The sequence below is a fragment of the Segetibacter aerophilus genome (assembly GCF_007991655.1).
In the GTDB taxonomy this organism is placed as follows: domain Bacteria; phylum Bacteroidota; class Bacteroidia; order Chitinophagales; family Chitinophagaceae; genus Segetibacter; species Segetibacter aerophilus.
Genome location: NZ_BJYT01000002.1, coordinates 147,219 through 166,535, shown reverse-complemented (window position 1 = coordinate 166,535; position 19,317 = coordinate 147,219). Strand labels below are relative to the sequence as shown.

The following is a 19,317-nucleotide window of genomic DNA, read 5'->3' as shown; positions in this document are numbered from 1 at the left end:
GAGGTCTATTTATCGTGTAGGATTGATCGAAGTACTGAGACTAATAACCCTTCATCGTAAGCACCCACCTTTCATAAATATTTAAGGTTTTTCTTGCCATTTTAATTTCAATGTATATTTTTATTAGATATTTTGCCGATTATAATCAGTGTTTTGCCGAGAAAAACAAGGTTTAAGGGTTATATTAGTAGCAACGAATGGATTTGGAATAAAATAAAGTTCGGCTTTTTCAAACTGTAAAACACCTTTTTGTATGCACAACAAGTATGATTTAACGATAGTGCTGCCTATGTTTAAGCCAAAGCCCGGCTGGGAAAAAAGCTTAAAGGAAAACATGCAATTAATAGATATTGAGTTTAATTATTCGATCTCTATCCAATACATTATAGTAAATGACGGATGTGAAAACGAACATCTCCTAAGCCTATTCGACGTAATACAACAATCTGAAAGCAACGTAAAATTTATTTCTTATCAAGAAAATATGGGAAAAGGTTTCGCCTTAAGAACAGGCGTAGCTGCAGCTTCGGCTCCCGTTGTGATTACTACTGACCTTGATTTTCCATATGAATCAAAAGATATCAGGAACGTTTATGCACTACTTATTTCCGGCAACGAAATTGTAACCGGCAAGAGAAAAGCCGAATATTATGTTGCCACTCCTTTAAAAAGAAAACTGATCTCGAAGGCTTGTATCGCAATGAACAAACACTTACTCAAACTTTCTCTTGGCGATGCTCAATCAGGACTTAAAGGATTTAATAAAAAAGGAAAAAACCTTTTTTTGCAAACCACGATCAACCGCTTCCTCGTTGATACAGAATTTTTAGTACTTGCTAACAAACAGAAACTAGGTATAGCCGTCCTTGAACTAAACCTAAAAAACGGTATTAAATTTTCAAGCATGGGTTGGAAAATTCTGTTAGCAGAAGGAAAAAATTTCTTTCGCATAGTTAAGATGAACAAAAGCAGTTACTTTCCTGCTAAAGCGCAACCATATGCACAGCCAACGGGTGTTATTAACGTTTGATCTTGAAGAGTTTGATATCCCTAATGAATATGGCGCAAATTTATCGTGGGAAGAACAATTGATTGTTGGAAGGAAAGGGATGACGGCAGTTACGGAAGTTTTAGATCTCCACAAAATTCCTGTTACCATATTTACTACCGCTGCCTATGCACTTGAAAACAGGGAACAATTAAAAGCCTTGGCTCTTGAACATGAAATAGCTTCCCACACGTATCACCACTCTCATTTTAAAAAAGAAGACCTTCAACTATCAAAATCTACTTTGGAGGAAATTACGGGAAAAAACGTTTTTGGGCTAAGAATGCCACGAATGAGACCGGTCAGCATGGCGCTGGTTAGAGAAGCTGGTTACGGGTACGACTCTTCGATTAATCCAACGTTCATCCCCGGAAAATACAATAATACCCACCTGCCTAAAACCCTTTACACTGAGCAAGAAGTATATCGTCTGCCTTGTTCGGTTTCGCCTGTTTTAAGAATCCCTTTGTTTTGGCTTGCCTTTAAAAACTTCCCATATTTTATTTATCGGAAACTTGCCTTAAATTCTCTGGCAAAATATGGCTACTTAAATCTTTATTTTCACCCCTGGGAATTCACAGATATAAGTAGTTACAAACTGCCGGGGTATGTAAAAAGACATTCAGGCAATAGGTTAGTTGATAGACTGCATGAGCTGATAACAGACTTAAAAAAAGAAGGCTCGTTTGAAACAATTAATAACTTTTTACAAGATCAAGTAAGTACTCGAGGCAGTATTTTGCACCCTAAGCAAGAGATCGCGTAAATAGGAACAAATCAAATCGTTTTGTGGATTCTTTTGTAGCCGGCACCAACCCTTCAGTCAGCATTCTTGCCACGCTCGTTTCATCTATAGTTACTTCATGCAGCGAGTCCTTTATCGGATTAATTCAAGTACCCACATCTTATTCGAAGGCATATTGACTTTGTCATTCAAATTAATTTCGGTTGAATCTGTTACCGACCTTGCCTTGCTAAAGCCTTTGGTCCGTTCAACATACCTTGTAAAATCTATTGAGCGGTTAGTCTTACCAGTGTTCATAATGCACATCACGGTTTGGCTTGCATCATACCGAAAGTAAACATACAGTCCGTCCTGTGGCACGTATTGAGTCATCTTGCCAGTCTTAATGGCGGAAGAACTTTTTCTAAAATTTGCGAGCTTCATTGTCCAATCGTGCACTTCATTCTCTTTATCTGTTCTACCTGCTTCCGTAAACTTGTTTTTCTTATCCTCTTTCCAGCCTCCTAAAAAATCGGAACGAACCAGGCCATCAGGATTAGAAACTCCCTTCATTAAAATTTCTGTTCCATAGTACAACTGCGGAATGCCGCGGCAAGTAAGCAACCAGGCGATAGCAGATTTCAATTTCTCCTCGTCTTCGTTGACCTGAGATAGAAAGCGCGTCATGTCGTGGTTATCGAGGAAGATAACATTCATCATCGGGTTTTTGTAAAGGATATCATTACTTAAAGTCTGGTAAAGGCTGTTAGCATTACCGTCTTTTAATGCAGGCAGAATACCTTGAAAAAGCGTTTGAAAATCGGTCACCCCTTTTAGGTTACTTTTAAAAGAGGTAGTTAAATTGTTCCGAGTGAAATAAGCTTCATTTACAGTTCCCGTTACCCAGACCTCACCAAATTCTGTCACTTTTGGAAATTCATCTGATAAAGCTTTATTGCAACGATTCATAAAATCTAAATCGCAATAGATATAGGTGTCAATCCTCCATCCATCTACACCAAACTCTTCGACAGAGTAAATCGCATGTTGAATAAGATAATTTGCAACGTAGGGATTTGACTGATTCAAATCGGGCATCTCCCGGGTAAACCAGCCATCCGCTTGTTGCTTGCGATCGATCTCTGCCACGTAAGGATCAAATAAGGTTTGGTCTTTATAGTTCGGTCTTGTAAATCTTGGCCATTGATGAAGCCAATCTTTCATAGGTGGATCGACTACCGTAAAGTGATGAATGCCGACATGGTTATACACCGCATCCTGTACCAGTTTCATTCCGCGTTTATGCAGCGCATTACTTAAAGATTTATAGGCAGTTTCTCCACCAAAACGAGGTTCTATTTTATAATGGTTTGTAAATGCATAGCCATGCTCTGTTCTGTTAGGCATATCGTTTTCAAGTACAGGCGTCATCCACACTGTAGTTACCCCAAGTTGTTGCAAATAATCGAGATGATTAATAACCCCTTGAAGATCCCCGCCGTGCCTGTGGTACATAGAATCGCGGTTGAGCGTCTGGTCTTTCATGCCCGTAATGCGGTCATTGCTTTCATCGCCATTGCTAAACCTGTCAGGCATCAGCAGGTAGACAAAATCGGACGAGTTTACGCCCTGCGCAAACTGTTGTCCATTACCGAGTCTCCTTTGTTTCAATTCATAACTAAGGGTAACAGCTTTACCCTGGTTTTGAATTTGCAACTTGAAACTGCCGGGCTTTGCAGCCGAACTAATATTCAGATCAACAAAAAGATAATTGGGACTTTCTACTTTATTCACTTTCTCGATAAATACCCCAGAATGCTTGATAGTAACAGTGCTTCCCTTTCCAATGTTGGGTGAATGAATCATCAGTTGCAGTTTGGAGTTCTTCATTCCTGTCCACCAATGTGAAGGATAAACATCTACTTGCGCAAAACCTATCAGGTGAAGTATTGCTAGGGGCAATACCATTATTACTTTTTTCATAAAATTTTACTCGTCTTTGTCTTTAACCAATATATTCAGCAATCCGGCTAATACCATTGCTACACCGCCTACCACAAGTGCGTATATACTTTGATTGTTAAATAATATTCTAACAAAAAATCCCAAAATAGCAGCAGCCAAAATCTGAGGGATCACGATGAAGAAATTAAATACGCCCATATAAAAGCCCATCTTCTGGGCAGGCAGTGCACCGGCCAGAATTGCATACGGCATTGTTAAGGTTGATGACCACGCAAGACCAATACCCACCATCGGAAGCAATAATAAATTTTTGTCTTTTATAAAAAGCATTGAAATAAGGCCGATACCTCCAATAACGAGGCAGATCATGTGTGTATACTTTCTGCCCGTTTTTTCAGCTATCATGGGAAGCAAAAAGGCCGTAATAGCTGATACTCCATTATAGACCATAAACATAACCCCCACCCAATCTGCCGCGTCCTGGTAAGCCTTTGAAGTAGTATCAGTTGAATTAAATGCGTTTTGAGCAACGGCGGATGTTGTATAAATCCACATAGAAAACAGGGCAAGCCAGGTAAAGAATTGTACAATTGCCAGCTGTAGCATTGTTGGAGGCATGACAGTAAAACCACGTAAGATTTCTGTAAACCCTCTAAACATTCCTTTGCTTTCCCGCATCTCTTTTCTCCATTCGTTAATATCGTCAGGGGGAAGCTCTTTGGTAGAAAACACTGTCCACGCGACGGCGGCGAAGAAAACAACGCCACCGACGTAAAATGAATATTTAACTGAATCAGGAATAATACCTTCAGGGGCAGTATTACTGATGTGCAAGACATTGGTAAAAAAGTAGGGAAGCAAGGACGCAACAACTGCACCTACGCCTATAAAAAAAGTTTGCATTGCAAAACCGGTCGTTCTTTGATTACTGCCAAGCTTGTCGCCGACATAAGCTCTAAAAGGCTCCATCGAAATATTGATCGAAGCATCTAAAGCCCACAATAATATTGCAGCCATCCAAAGCACTGTCGAATTAGGCATTAGGAATAAGGCAATGGAGGCAAGTATAGAACCTATAAAGAAAAAAGGCCGTCGGCGTCCCCAGTAGGGATGCCAGGTACGGTCGCTGATATAACCTATAATTGGTTGAACGAGTAAACCGGTCAGAGGAGCAGCAATCCATAAGATGGGAATATCATCGACTTTTGCACCAAGGGTTTGAAAAATTCTGCTAACGTTAGCATTTTGTAAAGCAAAGCCAAACTGGATACCAAGAAATCCAAAACTCATATTGAAAATCTCTGAAATGGTAAGCTTTGGTCTTCTGTTTTTTGGGGCAAGTGTGTCGGTAGTTACAAGGGCCATAGCAGTCGTTGGGTTGTTACGTTAATGTGTAATTCTTACATAATTAATAAAAGTAGCAAAAAAACATCCTTTGCAGGATGTTTTAAAATTTATTGAGATAAGTAATGTTGCAATAGTTATATAGAGACAAAGACAATTTTATATACTACCGATAGCTCCTATAGATATACTGATAAAAGGATTGCGACGCAACAATGAAGCCATGAAATGCAACCGTCGGTATTATAAAACTAAGAAGGCAAAACTCCAGCAACAGAAACTACGTTAGATCTGCCCCTATAGTAAAACCGTCTGGCAAAACTGCGTTTTTCTTAACTACAACAATTTCATCTTTCACAGTGTACAATTCATGTTCCGTATTCGCTAGTTTGTTTCCGCCAATAATCCTGACGTCGTTACCTATGCGACAATTCTTGTCAATAATAGCATGCTCTATATGACACCTTTGCCCAATGCCGACCGCAGGAACTCCTTTTTCTTCATTGGCTAATAACTGGGCAAGCGTTTCATAATAATCATTACCCATAAGGTAGCTATCAATTATTTCAGTCTCCTCGCCAATTCTTGAACGAATGCCCACCACACTTCCTCTGATATTGCTTGCATGTATAATTGAACCTTCTGCAACGATCGATTTCTCCAGCGTGCTACCTGTAAATTTAGCCGGTGGAAGCATGCGGGCCCGAGTGTAGACAGTGTTGGTATTATCGAACAGGTTAAACGGAGGAAGCGCATCAGTAAGCGCAAGGTTAGCCTCATAAAAAGAATAAATGTTTCCTATGTCGGTCCAATAACCTTCGTATTGGTAGCTCGCGACTTTGTAAGTGCCTATTGATTGAGGAAGTATTTGCTTTCCGAAATCTGTCGCATCTTTCATCTTGTCTTCAAGCAGCTCAAAAAGCAGCTTGCGGCTGAACACATAGATGCCCATGGATGCAAGGTAAAGGCGGCCTTCAGTTTTCATTTCTTCGCCGGTATCACTTATCCAGTCAGGCAACAAATCTTGCTTGGGCTTCTCAATAAACGAAGTAATCATGTGATTATCATCAGCCTTAAGAATACCAAATTCACTTGCTTCACGAGCAGGTACTGGGATAGTAGCGATAGAAATATCTGCGCCTGTCTTTTTATGGTGATCAATCATCTCGCAGAAGTCCATCTGGTACAACTGGTCACCGCTTAGAATCAGGACATATTCAAAATCAAAAGTCTGTAAGTGGCGAAGTGACTGACGAACTGCATCCGCTGTTCCCTGGTACCAGCTTGGATTGTCGGGAGTTTGTTCGGCAGCAAGTATATCTACAAAGCCAGTACTGAAAGCACTGAACAAGTAAGTATTCTTAATGTGCCTGTTAAGGGATGCAGAGTTGTATTGTGTTAATACAAACATTCTACTGATGCCACTATTGATACAGTTACTGATTGGTATATCAACCAAACGGTATTTACCGGCAATAGGTACAGCAGGTTTACTACGGCTTGCAGTTAAGGGATGTAATCTTGTACCGGCGCCTCCGCCCAGTATGACCGCCACCACTGATTTTGATTGACTATCCATATTGTTTATCGTTAGTTTTTAAAAATGGTTTATAAATTTTGGTACACATCAATATATTGCTGTGCGCTGTTATCCCAACTATTATCAATTTGCATCATCCTAGACCGCATGGTATTAAGCGTATCAGTTTCTTTATAGACAGCTGCTGCACGGTGGATTGAATGAATGACATCACCCACTGAAGGATGAATAAAACGTATTCCGTAGCCCCCCTCATCACCCATATCTATTACTGTATCTCGTAAACCTCCTGTACTCCTCACGATTGGAACCGTTCCATAACGCATTGCATACATTTGGTTCAAACCGCATGGTTCTACCCTGCTTGGCATCAACAAAAAATCTGCGCCAGCGTACATTTGGTGACTTAACTTCTCATTGTAACCTATCACTGCGTTATAATTTCCGGGAAACTGAGAAGTAAGGCTATTCAACCGCCATTCTACATCGTGTTCGCCGCTTCCAAGTATTAGGAAGGAGACGTTATGTTGTAAACTATAAATTGAGGCGAGAATACTATCAGGTAAAATATCGGCAGCCTTTTCCCCCACTAATCGGCCAATAAAAACGATGAGCGGATTGTTGATATTGAAGTTGAACTGGTCGCACAAAATCTGTTTGTTCAATAACTTTCCTTCTGCAACATTTTCCAGCGAGAACCGGTTATCGATATAGGTGTCGGTTGCAGGATTCCACACATCTGTATCTATTCCGTTTAAGATACCCACACATTTGCCGCGCTCATATTCGAAAAGATTTTCCAAGCCATTTGCTGCATATCTTAATTCTTCCAAGTAACTCCGGCTGACAGTTGTGACCTTATCAGCACATTTTATTCCACTAGCCAAAGAATTAATATTATTCTGCCAATCGAGCATTCCATGCTTCCAACGATCATAAGAAGGAATATAATAGCTCTTGTCCCACCCGATCCATCCCTGGTACTGTGCATTATGAATTGTAAGCACTGTTTTTAAATGTCCCACTGACCAGTTAAAGTCGTAGCAGTACCGCATCATAAAAGGAATAAGACCAGCCTGGTGATCGTGGCAATGAACTATATCAGGCTTTTTAGATGGCGCGTATGTAAGCCAATGCACAACCGCAATTTGAAAAGCAGCGAAGCGTTCTACATCATCATCGTAACCATAGATCCTTTCTCTGTCTAACAGCCCGTAGATGTCTACCAGAAAAAGTTCGTAACCAAGTTTATTCGTCCTTTCCCTGATGATTGTATAGTCAAAATTGCGCGAGCCAAGGTTAGTGTTTCCTTTGAATTCTATATCCCACTCATTGCTATGCAGAAACTTTGTTTGATACATAGGCATCACCACCTTTGCAACATGTCCCAAACCATTTTGATACTTTGGCAAAGCACCGACTACATCACCCAAACCACCTGCTTTCGCTATTGGGTAACACTCGGCACTAACGTGTAGAATGTCCATTCACAGTTTTTAAAATTGGTAATCGAATTTTATCAGACAATCGCTTTCCTTTAAGTAAACATATAAATAATTATTTAAAAAAAGCTTCTAATAATCGTACTAAAATAAATGTGCCCGATAAATAATTTGTCTTTATTTTGAACCCTTATTTTCTAACCTTACACATTGATTGCTATGCATCAACAAACGAAATGGTCTCAGTTTGGAACTTTGATTTCTGTCTTCTTTTTTTGGGGCTTTGTTGCTGCCAGTAATGATATCTTAATCCCGGTTTTTAAAGAAAAATTGCAGCTTGAACAATGGCAATCGCAGATGATTTCTTTCGCTTTTTACTTTGCCTACACTATTGGGGCTATTCTATATTTGATAATCAGTAAAACAATTGGCGGAGACATTTTAAATAAAATCGGCTACAAGAACGGCATAGCGCTAGGATTAATAATTTCTACTATCGGTGCATTACTTTTTTATCCTGCAGCTGAAACTGCATCGTTTACTTTATTGATTGCTGGATTATTCATTATCGGACTAGGTTATTCTTTGCAACAGACTGCCGCCAACCCGCTCGCTGTAATCATGGGTGATCCACGAACAGGTTCTCAGAGATTGAGCCTTGCAGGTGGTGTAAATAATTTTGGAACAACCATAGGTCCTGTTCTGGTTAGCATTGCCATCTTTGGTTCAGTAACTAGTGACACCGCAAAAATTGCTGATATCGGCGCAGTGAAAACTCCTTACTTAATTTTGGGTGGGCTGTTCCTTGTGGTTGCTTTGATTTTTAAGTTTTCTTCTATTCCAAATAAGATTGTTTCTGAAGATGATACTAAAATTGTTTCCACACCAACTGATATCGCTGATCCCGTTGTTGCGAAGGTTCGAAAGAGTTCTTTAAGCTATGGACAATTGGCGTTGGGTATGGTGGCGATCTTCATTTATGTGGGAGTAGAAGTATCTACGGCAAGCAATCTACCAGAGTTTATGAAACAGCATGTAAAAACAGATGGAGGTGCTCCATTTCCAACTGAAAGCATAGCTCCCTTTATTTCGTTGTATTGGGCCAGTTTAATGATGGGCAGGTGGACATCTTCTGTAGGTGCATTCAATATTAGCAATAGCTTAAAATCAGTCCTGCGTTTTTTGATGCCTTACCTTGCGTTTGGTGTTTTCCTTCTTATTAATAAGCTTGCTAATCACGATATCACTCCTTTTTACATTTATAGCTTAATTATTATTGCTTTGATAATAGGCGACTTTTTGAGCAAGGGCAATCCGGCCTCCCAACTTTTTATATTTTCAGCTTTCGCAATTATTGCATTACTAATCGGAATTTTTTCGACAGGACTAACCAGCGTTTATGCTTTTACCAGCGTCGGTCTTTTCTGCTCTACGTTATGGCCATGTATTTATACTTTGGCTATAGCAGGTCTTGGCAAGCACACCGGTGAAGGATCCAATTATTTAATCATGATGATCATGGGTGGCGGTGTAATCAGCTTACTACAAGGATATCTAGCCGATGATAGTTTGTTGGGCATCCAATTCTCTTACTTTGTTGGTGTTGCATGTTTTGCCTATCTCGCATTCTATGCGATACGTGCTAAAGCTATCTTGAAAAGCCAGGGAATTGATTATGATGTAAAGGTTAGTGGCGGTCATTAAGCCTTATCAATAAAGCAGATTTTTTCTTGGCGACCTTATTGCCAACTTTATTGACTAATTGAAAAAAGGCATGCGAAACATCAATACTATCATGGCTAAAAACTCCCAGTAAAATCTATGTTTACGTTTTTTGTAAAAAGAGAAGATTTTTTTGTTGAAATAAAAACGGCTCCTATATTTGCACTCCCAAAACGAAATGAGGCAACTCGATAGTGAGGGATAAAAAGTTGGGAGCATAGCTCAGTTGGTTTAGAGCATCTGCCTTACAATGAGAAAATGCCTTTTAAGAAATAATAAATAAGATACAATAGCAATAAGGCTTCCAAGAGATTGGGAGCTTTTTTATTTCGATGGTCAATTAGGAAGTGCATTATTGTTACCAAACCTGAAAATATTTTTAAACCTTACTACCACTTGCCGGCCTTTCACTGGGCTTGTTTACTCTTTTGGTTTTTAATTGCAATAGTGGAAAGCTTTGTAGACCAAGGTAAAGCAAGGCTAACTGCCGCCTACAGCGGAACACTTTTCAGTAAGCATCTTGATTCGGGTGTTGGATTTGGATGGGCTGCCAGAATTTGCAACTCATGAATAACATCTCCGTTGTTCATCTCGTAGAACTTATTAATTCCGGAACCGGTAGGGCGTAAGTATGCATAAGCATTAATTTTAATGGCACTAACCGCTAGGAAAAACATTGAACTTTTAAGTCTCCCTTTTTTATTTTCTCATCTTCGCTATCACATGTCGCTTTTGCAATACACACTCTAATTAGTGGCCCCTTGCCCCTTAATTCTATCGGCTTATCGTTAAATTCTGCCAGTTCCTTGCACAAATTCTTAAAAGTGACCGTTAAACCGTCCTCTGAAATTTCACCTTCTGTCCTTTTCATTAAAGCAATTGTTGCCTCCGGTTTCCAGACACGAGGTCTATTATCTCTTAGTTCAATTTTGATTAATTTTTTAACGCTTCAGTTATGTTTTGTGTAGGATTTCCTGAATTCCAAACTTCTTTAAAACGCTGAACTCCATATTTTTTCTCATCCCCGTGTTTCCTAGCGAATATTTTTGAAACTTTTGATTTTAAAAAATCATGTTTAGCTGGCGTTGGAAGTTGCTTTAACTTTAAAAATTTAGCATAGAATATTGCTTCCACGTATTTAGCAGGAATTTTAACTCTGTTATACCCAAATATTTCTCCCGTGTGATATTCTACTACAATGTCAAATCCACCTTCTTCATGGGACAAAGCATTTGTTCTAAACTCATCATCAATCCAATACACCTTTTCTACGAAATCAAATGGTAATCCTAAATAAACATTTTTTATTTCTCGCATTGTCACTTCATTGAATAGAACTCTACTACCCATAAACTTGGTACCGTTTAAAATTAAAACATTCTCCAATACCTATTTTTATTTTTAACCGTATTACTATTACTATTTATAGTTTATAGAAAGGATTGAAACAGCTTTTCATATTAATTAGTAACCTCCTTATCACTATTACATCAAGAGAGCTTGCAGGAAAAACTGCTTTAAAATGAAGAAAGAAATATGAAATTGCATCGCCTAGTCCTCAAAAATCAGAGTACTGGTGAATGATAATTATTCAAGGAGCTTTATAATATTAAATTGCTATTAAACGCCTTTTTAATAATATTTCGCGCATAAAAAGGAAAGGACTAAAATAATTTTAAATGACAGTTGATACTGAAATACTAGAAAGCTTATTTGCAGACTTTGTTCGTTTTTTAAAAGAGGAAAAAGGAGAGAGTTTTATAACCTTCAAATCTTCGGCTTTTGTAAATAAAGACGAAAACTATAAGTATGAAGTTCAAGAGAAGGCGAAGGAGAGTTTACAGCAACAATGGTGGAAGCCGGAAGACGTAGGAACAGGCAGAATACAAGAGAAAGTGCTGAATGCAATTTCTGCGAAGCCGGTCAATCAATATAATTGGCATAAGAATAATCTTATTGATTGGCGTAAAAGAGATGATTTTAAAAAGCTCGCTCCCAATACTGCTCTCGAAAACACCCTTTTTAATTTCTTTAAGAACAAGATAAAAGACAGTCAAGCGTTTGAAGAGTTTTTGAATATTGGCTTATCCTATCAGCTGATAGCTTATTTCTATTTTACAAAACACAGAGATTTATACTTGCCTATTACCCAGGAAAGATTTGATGAAATATTTGTTCTCATTGGCCTTCCTGAATTTAAAACAAGTGGACGAGCGTCATGGGACAATTACTCAGCGTTTATAAATATTACTAAACAAGTAAGAGATTTTTTAAAAACTAAAGATGCTAAAGCAACACTGCTTGACGCACATACATTTCTTTACATTTTAGGGAGTCAGATGAGGGAAGCGAACTTTCCTTTTTCCGTGAATAATGCAATGGCACGGGAACAACCGGCGGCAATAGCTTCCGAACAAATAGCAGAAGAATCTTTAATCCATCATGAGTTACCTAGCTCACCTGTTGAAGTCGAAAACGCAATTTTAGAAGGCAATAGAAATAGGAACACGTATCTTTTTGCATGGAACCCCCAATTTTGGCCATGGGACGAACTGGAAAGCAACATTCAAAAAGTGTATGGAACAGGTACTACCTATGTCGAAGATTGGAGTTGTGGACAGACTAAATCAATAATGTTAGAAGACAGATTTTTTTTGGTTAAACTGGGAACAGACATTAAAGCGTTAGATACTAACGTTAAAGGAATTATAGGCTCAGGGACGATAGTTAGAGAACCTTACCTTAAAAAAAGTATTCAAGACCCCAGTAAAGAAACTCTTCATGTAGACTTAAAATTTGACAATCTATTAAATCCCTATATGGAAGATATTTTATCATTTGATATTTTAAAAGCAGGTGAACTAGCAAATCAACACTGGTCTCCCCAATCATCGGGAATATCAGTCAAACCAGAACTTGTCGATAAGCTTGAAGAAGTGTGGTTTAACTTTTTCAACTCCGCTAATATTCGACATAATCCATTTTTACCAAATAATAACCCAATAACTTATTCTGAAGGAGTGCCTTATCAGGTCACTCAAACTGTTTATGAAAGAAGTCCTCATGCTCGAAAAGCTTGCATAGAGAAATATGGACTTTCTTGTTTTGTCTGTCGATTCAATTTTGCAAAAGTGTATGGCGATATTGGTAAGGATTTTATTCACGTTCATCACATAAATCATATTTCAAAAATTGGAAAAAGCTATAGGGTTGACCCGATAACCGACCTGAGACCTGTTTGCCCAAACTGTCACGCAATGTTGCATAGGCAAAAGGAGGGGATGTCTATTGAAGAATTAAAGTCGACTCTAGGTCCAGGTCAGCTTCGAGATTGATTGGTGGACGTTTTAAGTTTTCATGTTACTTATTATTAACCAGCTGGAATGATGGTGTCAATAGGCGGTTGCTATTGCAAGAGCAGCTTCTTTAATGCAATGTGTCACTGCATCTATTTAAGTGGAATATGGGGCATTTGTGACACTGCAGCCATGATTGAGTGACAAATGCCTGAACCTAGCAGGGCAAATTGTGTTATTATTATTTCTGAGATGTACCTATTATAATTTAAACTAGTCATCTTCATATGCCCACCCTTTAACTATACCGTCGACGGTTTCATCAATTATTCCAAATATCAAAAGGTCGGAATATAAATCAGAGTTTGAGTTTCTGATTGATGTATAATGCGGAAAATCTCGTGTTAGCATTCGCTTAAAAACGCCTATCCCCACAACAGGGAAATTGTGAAACACATTCTCAAGATAACCTTTGAACTGCCTTCGTAATAATCTCCTAGGGGCATGAAGTTCTTGGTTTGCAAGTATTCTATCATGGTGTTCTGTTTGCAGTTTCAACCTGGAATCCTTATCCTTCATTTGACTATAAAGCAAAAGGATAACAAAAATTAAAAGAGTAAACATTAATCCAATCATAACTGCGCTATAAATCGTAACTATTAATAAATATATCAGTTAAATCTGTAACCTTAAAAATTCACTTCATCATCTAGATGCCATGTGTTTTTTGGAACAAACCGTTGATTAATGCATATTTCATCACCTGTAATAATTCAAAACGTTATGGCGGCATCTTTGACACGCTAGTTATCATTCAGTTAGAAAAGCCCTGAACAAATGCAAGGCAGTTCCAAAGAATCATTTATTATTTTTAATTCTGCATAAGATTAACTGTTAGAACTTCATCAATGTAGTATGAGCGGCCTACTTTAAAGTTGTTGTTTGAGGCAATTTCAATTACCTGCTGATATACTGCATCATCTTCTTTTTTGTTTAATGCAATCAACATAACCAGCTTTTTTGCCTTCGGTGTCATGGAAACTTCTTTCACACCTTCAATAGCTTTTACTTTTGCTTCAAGCGATTTAACTTTTTTGCTGTCCAACTCTTTAAATGATGAAGTTTTAACTTCTGGTGCTTGTTCCAGTTTTTTAGCAGCAGCCTTTTTTCCCTTTTCGGCTAAAAGAGTTTCATCCTTTTTAACTACTGGTGATTGTTCAACTTCCTTTTGTGGTGGTTCAACTTTTGAGATTTCAACTGCCGGCTTTGCTGTTGTTGCTTCATTTGCAACTTCTGTGTTTGTTTGCATGATGTGTTGTTTTTGATTAATAATGACTAGCACAACATTATTGTCTCATTCTGAAAGCTGGTACTACTCATTTCTCCACTAATCACTTTCTTCTGCTGCAATCTTCTCCGGCAACTTCTTAAACTCACTACAAATATTACTTTCTCCCTAATAACTAATTACATTTAAACCATGGTAAACAACGAAGTGACCAATTTACAATCACTAATAAATCTAATCAATGAAGCTTTGGACAGTAAGAGCAGGAAAATATGGCGAACAGGAGCAAACGTGTGTAGACAATTCTGTAATTACAATTGCTTGGAATGAAATGCCTGATTTGAAAACATTCAAAAGTAGAGAAGAGCTATTTAAAGAATATCAAATTATTTATAAAGAAGCAAGCAATGTAAAAGCTGGAATTAATGCAGGACAAATATGGCGATTTGCAAATGAGATTGCTTTAGGGGATATTGTTGCACTTCCGTCAAAAACTCAACCTTCTATTTATATTGGTAAAATAATTGGGGAATATAAATATCAAAAAGTAGCACCCGATACTGTACATCTTCGACCAGTTAAGTGGCTAAAAACAATTCCTAGAGCAGAATTTGACCAAGACATACTGTATTCTTTCGGGTCCTTATTAACAATAAGCCAAGTTTCTAGGGTACAAGCAGCTGAAAGAGTTATTGCGCTAGTTGAGGGCAAAAAGCGTTCTACTAAAATTGATACGCCCCTAATTGAGGAAACAGAAGAAGAGTTTGATGTAGAGCAATTTGCTAAAGACCAAATTATTAAATTGATTGACCGGAATTTTAAAGGACATGTATTTGCAAAACTTGTTGACCAGATATTAATTGCACAGGGCTACATAACTCAAGTATCTCCTCCTGGACCTGATGGAGGTTTGGATATTCTAGCTGCATCAGGTGGACTTGGATTTGACCATCCACGCATATGTGTTCAAATAAAATCAACAACCGCACAAGTTGACGTAAAAACGCTTCGAGAGCTTCAAGGAGTTATGAGAAAAGTTAAGTCAGAGTTAGGTCTGTTAGTATCGTGGAGCGGCTTTAACCATAAGGTACTACAAGAGGCCAGAGAAGATTTCTTCTTCATTAGACTTTGGTCGGCAAATGATATCATCGAAAACATCTTTAAGTACTATGAAAATTTTTCTGATGAAATGAAGGCGGAACTACCTCTAAAAAGATTTTGGATGCTCGTTGAAAAGTAGCTTATTGCAGAACTTCAAAAACGAAAACAAGAACGAGCTAGCACTAATACTGCCGCCCGACTCTAAGTTTTATAAGGAAGGAAAAAAGCAAAGTAGCAATTGTAGCTCTTGCCATAGTTTATTGTGTTACCCTGCTTAAATAAAGATTAAAACTTCATATAGCATATACTGTCCGTTTGTTCGCTGAGTAGCTTAGATAAAAATCTTTTATTATGCAACAGGCAAAGCATGCAGAAGGATATGCAGGGTATCTCATAGGCCACTTCTTTATAACTCTAATATGGATGATTGAAAAGGTTTCAAATTTATTCAGCTTCAAAAAGAAATAATTATCTCTTTGACTTGGTTGCTAACTTATTTTGTCTTCATTATTTACTTGAATCACTCAATCCATTCTTTTCAAATAGTAAGCCATTATAAATATTGAAATTAAAGGGATTACAGTATTTGAGGCCTTCCACATGTGCATCGAATACAGAAGAATATTATTTGCAAGGAATAAGGTTAAATATAAATAGAAGCCCCACTTTCTCATCTGCCAAAGGCCAACGGTACTTACAAAGCCCACAAAAAAAGAAATAGACAGAGCTATAAAATACCATCTTTCAAGATGTCTAGCGGCAGGAGTAAACAGGACAATTAATCCCCATCCCATGCCTATAAATCCTGTGATACATAAAAATTTTATTGCAAGTGGTCGTCTTTCACCGTTCATGTAGTATCGCTTTTTTATTTACTCTACTACAATTTCATCTGGCTTAGTAATAACTATCTGAGGTTTGCCTTTATAATCTTCAACCTTCCCTGTCACACAAACGTTTTTGTTATCATATTCGGGCAATGATTTGAACGCATTTTTATCCTTTGCAAATATTACTACTGTCAAAGGCGAATTAGGATAAGCACCGCCAATATTGACAAAGTTTACTTTTTCAAGCTCCTTTACTCCATACACCCTAGAACATACTGTTACCGTCTTTCCTATATAGGCTTTGACACTATCAACAGAGATTTTGGTCTGTGCAAAAGAAACGCTCGCTGTGAAAGCAAAACTGGTTATCAGAAGTAATTTTTTCATGGAAGTAAAGATACTGAAACAGACATTGAATTATTTACTAAAATCTTTAGCAATAGATTTGTCGCTATGACAATTCCAATCACTTTTGAATTTAACGGCAAAATATATGTTGGTGAGTTGAGTCACGTGTCAGGTTCTGGAAATAGTACAATGTTTCATCTCTACATCAACCGTTTCTATTATGGCAGATTGAGATATAGTGTGTTTGCTGATGGATGGGTGTTTGATACAAATGCCGGAAGTGTTGGGTGGGAAGTTTTGGCAGAACATTTCGGCTATCATGTTATTGCTTGGTACCACTGTTTATAAGGAATTGACTCTAAAACAATTTTTTGTTTTTTTAACCAACAATGTTTCCCATACCCACCTTCCAATCCTTAAAATTAATTTTGTGAGATTGTACGGGTCGTGTAATTTTACTTAAGAAATAATTAGAACGTGCCGTTAGGTACAATATTTCCAAACTGAAGCTGGAGTCCCACCAATAAGAATACTAAGATTTAATGGACTTCGAAAATGATGGAAACAAACTTTGATTGTCAACAGAAATGACTTTAAGTCTGTATTTCTTCAATTTTTATCATTAAATCTTACTCATGGTTACAAACAACACCAACGGTCATACAACCATTATTCAGCAAATTACAGTTAATAACTTCTTCCTTTCGGAACAAAAACAGCCTGAGCTAGACAATCAGCAGCAGGAGCCGTCAAAGGATAAGCCAAAAGAAAAGAAAGATAAACTCCTTTGGTATCAGTTCTGGTTTAACTGTCTAAAATGGCTGGCTAAATATTTTCCCGTTTTAGCTGCACTAATAAAAGACCATCCAAAGTGATAATCCTAACCCTTCAATCTGCATTTTCTTTTTCTACTCATTTAAAAGTTATTTGTTTAACTCTTTCCATAGGTATAACGTCTGTTGCAAATTTTTTTTTCATGATGTATAAATAGGAAGTTCTGAGTCTTTCCAATATAGTAATTGAAACTATCTGATACAATAGTCGTGCTATCAGTAAGTAATACTTCCGTTCCTATGTTGGTTTTTTTATCACGTACTTTTTCAGCGTCAGCCGTTGCGTCAAAAATGGTATAAATAACTAATCCCATTCCTACTAGTAATAATCCGAAGTTTCTTCTACTTTCATTTGAAGAATTAAGACGGTTGTGTTGATGTGCGACGGAATTGTGAATAAATACAATAACAAACATTAGGATTGCAAATCCCGGGGCCTGTAACAGAATTGACCATTCAATCTTTTGAAATTTGAGGTAATATACAATTGCGAATGTCACTCCAAATATTAGAGATATCAACATTACCTTTTTAGTCTGCTGAAAAGTAATTAAGCACATTTTTGAAATGCTAACATTAGCTGTAGCTTGTTCTGCTAAAGCTATTTTTCTTTCGTCACTTACCTTGTTGCGCTGCATAAAACCCATAAAAAAACCAACAAACCCTGAAACTATAAAAGGAACTATAACACCTAAAAACGACGTAAGAATTTCCGAGAAGTCTAGAAAATTTACAATCTTTATTCCGTACATCAAGTAGTAAAAATAAAGACGAGTAACGCCAAGAAATATCATAAATGAACCTACATATGGCAACAGTTCTTTTGCCGTTTGCTCTTTGTTCTCATTGGCCATAATAGTAAATCTACTGAAAGATTACCAAGACAGGAATACCACTTCAATGAGTGGCATCCTAATTACCTTTTAAGCAGGCTGGCTTTGTTTTTGGTTCTGATGTTGCAATCATCAATTTAAACCTATACCTGTTTTCATCAACAATTTGTTTTAGGTCTAATCCTGTCAAAACAGCTTTTAGAAAATCCGAATAAAAGACCGTTGCATATCAGCAACAGAACAATGATAAGTACTGGCTGTCGGACTAAGTAACTTTTTACTAGAGGCTTCCTTAAATAAAAAAGGTGCAGCTTTTGAAGACCGCACCATAATTAACATTTACGACATTTCCTTTAAGCACAAGCCTCAACCCTTGGAAATTCCATGATTAATAAATCGCGAGGAATTTGCAGCACCTTATCAATTTGTTTCATGAAGAAAGGAATCCCTGCCTCTTTGCACTGGTCTCTCAACATCCTTCCCCAATCTGCATCATAGGGTCTTCTTCCATGCCCGCTTTCACCACCAACAATAACCCAATCAATAGCAGGTATCCATTCAGCTCTGAGGTACACTGCATCTAGTTGCGGCTCAACGCTCAAAAATCTTTTGCCATTAACCTGCATCAATTGCGGAACTAACTTATCAGCAGTTGCCTGATTAACAGGTGTTTAAAAATTAAAAGACATAATTCTACCATCTCAACTTTTTTCATTTTTTAAAGTTGATGGGCGTGCCGGTAAGTCGGTCTTTGAACAGGTTGAAATGCTTATAATTGCCGCGTTACAATCATGTGCATTCCTACCCGCTCAGGCAAATGCGTCCATTACCCTTACATCAATAAAAATTGTTTTTGACACTTGCTGTTACCCTAAAACTTCAAGCATCCAGGTCACCTAGGATTGTTGCTTTTTGCTGACAATGACCTTACAGAATAAGAAAAAATAATGGGGCTTTTATTACCCTTTTTTCCTATTACGAATATACCACATAATGCGTATAC

Annotated in this window: 18 protein-coding genes and 1 pseudogene; 7 read left to right on the top strand and 12 right to left on the bottom strand. The window is 37.7% G+C overall.

What is annotated here, in order from left to right; translation table 11 throughout:
* Positions 1-253: 253 nt before the first annotated feature.
* Positions 254-1,030: a glycosyltransferase family 2 protein gene (locus tag SAE01_RS04155; protein ID WP_147202400.1), complete on the top strand. Its 777-nt coding sequence runs from the start codon at positions 254-256 to the stop codon at positions 1,028-1,030.
* Positions 999-1,814 carry a polysaccharide deacetylase family protein gene (locus SAE01_RS04150; protein ID WP_147202399.1) on the top strand — a complete coding sequence of 272 codons (816 nt, stop codon included), beginning with the start codon at positions 999-1,001 and terminating at the stop codon, positions 1,812-1,814. The genes SAE01_RS04155 and SAE01_RS04150 overlap by 32 nt, the downstream gene beginning before the upstream one ends.
* A 111-nt stretch (positions 1,815-1,925) precedes the next feature.
* Here the strand turns inward: SAE01_RS04150 and SAE01_RS04145 are convergent, their stop codons facing one another.
* The 4 genes from SAE01_RS04145 to SAE01_RS04130 all read right to left on the bottom strand — a co-directional run bounded on the left by SAE01_RS04145 (position 1,926) and on the right by SAE01_RS04130 (position 8,108).
* On the bottom strand, positions 1,926-3,755 hold the full coding sequence (locus SAE01_RS04145; protein WP_147202398.1) for a glycoside hydrolase family 13 protein: 1,830 nt from the start codon (positions 3,753-3,755) through the stop codon (positions 1,926-1,928).
* 6 nt (positions 3,756-3,761) lie between these two features.
* Positions 3,762-5,102, bottom strand: coding sequence for an MFS transporter (locus SAE01_RS04140; RefSeq protein WP_147202397.1), 1,341 nt, complete (start codon positions 5,100-5,102; stop codon positions 3,762-3,764).
* A 259-nt stretch (positions 5,103-5,361) separates the two neighbouring features.
* Positions 5,362-6,660: a glucose-1-phosphate adenylyltransferase gene (locus SAE01_RS04135; protein ID WP_147202396.1), complete on the bottom strand. Its 1,299-nt coding sequence runs from the start codon at positions 6,658-6,660 to the stop codon at positions 5,362-5,364.
* Between the two features lie 29 nt (positions 6,661-6,689).
* Positions 6,690-8,108, bottom strand: a complete 1,419-nt coding sequence (locus SAE01_RS04130) for a glycogen synthase (protein ID WP_147202395.1) — start codon at positions 8,106-8,108, stop codon at positions 6,690-6,692.
* Positions 8,109-8,282: 174 nt separating this feature from the next.
* Between SAE01_RS04130 and SAE01_RS04125 the strand changes: the two genes are divergently transcribed.
* Positions 8,283-9,767, top strand: a complete 1,485-nt coding sequence (locus SAE01_RS04125; protein WP_147202394.1) for an MFS transporter — start codon at positions 8,283-8,285, stop codon at positions 9,765-9,767.
* A 509-nt stretch (positions 9,768-10,276) separates the two neighbouring features.
* Here the strand turns inward: SAE01_RS04125 and SAE01_RS04120 are convergent.
* The 3 genes from SAE01_RS04120 to SAE01_RS04110 all read right to left on the bottom strand — a co-directional run bounded on the left by SAE01_RS04120 (position 10,277) and on the right by SAE01_RS04110 (position 11,171).
* Positions 10,277-10,462: a hypothetical protein gene (locus SAE01_RS04120; RefSeq protein WP_147202393.1), complete on the bottom strand. Its 186-nt coding sequence runs from the start codon at positions 10,460-10,462 to the stop codon at positions 10,277-10,279.
* Positions 10,450-10,656, bottom strand: a complete 207-nt coding sequence (locus SAE01_RS04115; protein ID WP_147202392.1) for a hypothetical protein — start codon at positions 10,654-10,656, stop codon at positions 10,450-10,452. The genes SAE01_RS04120 and SAE01_RS04115 overlap by 13 nt, the downstream gene beginning before the upstream one ends.
* Positions 10,657-10,718: 62 nt before the next feature.
* Positions 10,719-11,171: a hypothetical protein gene (locus tag SAE01_RS04110; protein ID WP_147202391.1), complete on the bottom strand. Its 453-nt coding sequence runs from the start codon at positions 11,169-11,171 to the stop codon at positions 10,719-10,721.
* 293 nt (positions 11,172-11,464) lie between these two features.
* Between SAE01_RS04110 and SAE01_RS24755 the strand changes: the two genes are divergently transcribed.
* The gene (locus SAE01_RS24755) at positions 11,465-13,120 is read left to right on the top strand and encodes an HNH endonuclease (protein ID WP_218029086.1); all 1,656 of its coding nucleotides are present in this window, start codon (positions 11,465-11,467) and stop codon (positions 13,118-13,120) included.
* An 832-nt stretch (positions 13,121-13,952) separates the two neighbouring features.
* On the opposite strand, the gene SAE01_RS04100 is transcribed toward SAE01_RS24755, so the two are convergent.
* On the bottom strand, positions 13,953-14,390 hold the full coding sequence (locus SAE01_RS04100; protein ID WP_147202390.1) for a hypothetical protein: 438 nt from the start codon (positions 14,388-14,390) through the stop codon (positions 13,953-13,955).
* A 220-nt stretch (positions 14,391-14,610) separates the two neighbouring features.
* Here SAE01_RS04100 and SAE01_RS04095 point away from each other — a divergent pair, with 220 nt between their 5' ends.
* Entirely contained in the window at positions 14,611-15,609 is a 999-nt protein-coding gene (locus SAE01_RS04095) for a restriction endonuclease (protein WP_147202389.1), read from the top strand.
* Positions 15,610-15,994: 385 nt separating this feature from the next.
* Here SAE01_RS04095 and SAE01_RS04090 read toward each other — a convergent pair whose 3' ends face one another.
* Together SAE01_RS04090 and SAE01_RS04085 are read right to left on the bottom strand one after the other, a co-directional pair.
* Complete coding sequence (locus tag SAE01_RS04090) at positions 15,995-16,324, bottom strand: hypothetical protein (protein WP_147202388.1); 330 nt, start codon at positions 16,322-16,324, stop codon at positions 15,995-15,997.
* 18 nt (positions 16,325-16,342) lie between these two features.
* Complete coding sequence (locus tag SAE01_RS04085; RefSeq protein ID WP_147202387.1) at positions 16,343-16,687, bottom strand: hypothetical protein; 345 nt, start codon at positions 16,685-16,687, stop codon at positions 16,343-16,345.
* A 66-nt stretch (positions 16,688-16,753) separates the two neighbouring features.
* Here SAE01_RS04085 and SAE01_RS04080 point away from each other — a divergent pair, with 66 nt between their 5' ends.
* On the top strand, positions 16,754-16,996 hold the full coding sequence (locus SAE01_RS04080; protein ID WP_147202386.1) for a hypothetical protein: 243 nt from the start codon (positions 16,754-16,756) through the stop codon (positions 16,994-16,996).
* Between the two features lie 287 nt (positions 16,997-17,283).
* Complete coding sequence (locus SAE01_RS04075) at positions 17,284-17,523, top strand: hypothetical protein (protein WP_147202385.1); 240 nt, start codon at positions 17,284-17,286, stop codon at positions 17,521-17,523.
* A gap of 56 nt (positions 17,524-17,579) precedes the next feature.
* On the opposite strand, the gene SAE01_RS04070 is transcribed toward SAE01_RS04075, so the two are convergent.
* The gene (locus tag SAE01_RS04070) at positions 17,580-18,335 is read right to left on the bottom strand and encodes a hypothetical protein (RefSeq protein ID WP_147202384.1); all 756 of its coding nucleotides are present in this window, start codon (positions 18,333-18,335) and stop codon (positions 17,580-17,582) included.
* A 332-nt stretch (positions 18,336-18,667) separates the two neighbouring features.
* A pseudogene (locus tag SAE01_RS04065) lies at positions 18,668-18,967 on the bottom strand (DUF5131 family protein); the annotation flags it as partial.
* Between the last annotated feature and the right edge of the window lie 350 nt (positions 18,968-19,317).

Bases quoted from the DNA above. Each gene is read 5' to 3' on its own strand.
- SAE01_RS04155 (WP_147202400.1), top strand. From the start codon at position 254: ATGCACAACAAGTATGATTTAACGATAGTGCTGCCTATGTTTAAGCCA.
- SAE01_RS04150 (WP_147202399.1), top strand. From the start codon at position 999: ATGCACAGCCAACGGGTGTTATTAACGTTTGATCTTGAAGAGTTTGAT.
- SAE01_RS04145 (WP_147202398.1), bottom strand. From the start codon at position 3,755: ATGAAAAAAGTAATAATGGTATTGCCCCTAGCAATACTTCACCTGATA.
- SAE01_RS04140 (WP_147202397.1), bottom strand. From the start codon at position 5,102: ATGGCCCTTGTAACTACCGACACACTTGCCCCAAAAAACAGAAGACCA.
- SAE01_RS04135 (WP_147202396.1), bottom strand. From the start codon at position 6,660: ATGGATAGTCAATCAAAATCAGTGGTGGCGGTCATACTGGGCGGAGGC.
- SAE01_RS04130 (WP_147202395.1), bottom strand. From the start codon at position 8,108: ATGGACATTCTACACGTTAGTGCCGAGTGTTACCCAATAGCGAAAGCA.
- SAE01_RS04125 (WP_147202394.1), top strand. From the start codon at position 8,283: ATGCATCAACAAACGAAATGGTCTCAGTTTGGAACTTTGATTTCTGTC.
- SAE01_RS04120 (WP_147202393.1), bottom strand. From the start codon at position 10,462: ATGTTTTTCCTAGCGGTTAGTGCCATTAAAATTAATGCTTATGCATAC.
- SAE01_RS04115 (WP_147202392.1), bottom strand. From the start codon at position 10,656: ATGAAAAGGACAGAAGGTGAAATTTCAGAGGACGGTTTAACGGTCACT.
- SAE01_RS24755 (WP_218029086.1), top strand. From the start codon at position 11,465: ATGACAGTTGATACTGAAATACTAGAAAGCTTATTTGCAGACTTTGTT.
- SAE01_RS04100 (WP_147202390.1), bottom strand. From the start codon at position 14,390: ATGCAAACAAACACAGAAGTTGCAAATGAAGCAACAACAGCAAAGCCG.
- SAE01_RS04095 (WP_147202389.1), top strand. From the start codon at position 14,611: ATGAAGCTTTGGACAGTAAGAGCAGGAAAATATGGCGAACAGGAGCAA.
- SAE01_RS04090 (WP_147202388.1), bottom strand. From the start codon at position 16,324: ATGAACGGTGAAAGACGACCACTTGCAATAAAATTTTTATGTATCACA.
- SAE01_RS04085 (WP_147202387.1), bottom strand. From the start codon at position 16,687: ATGAAAAAATTACTTCTGATAACCAGTTTTGCTTTCACAGCGAGCGTT.
- SAE01_RS04080 (WP_147202386.1), top strand. From the start codon at position 16,754: ATGACAATTCCAATCACTTTTGAATTTAACGGCAAAATATATGTTGGT.
- SAE01_RS04075 (WP_147202385.1), top strand. From the start codon at position 17,284: ATGGTTACAAACAACACCAACGGTCATACAACCATTATTCAGCAAATT.
- SAE01_RS04070 (WP_147202384.1), bottom strand. From the start codon at position 18,335: ATGGCCAATGAGAACAAAGAGCAAACGGCAAAAGAACTGTTGCCATAT.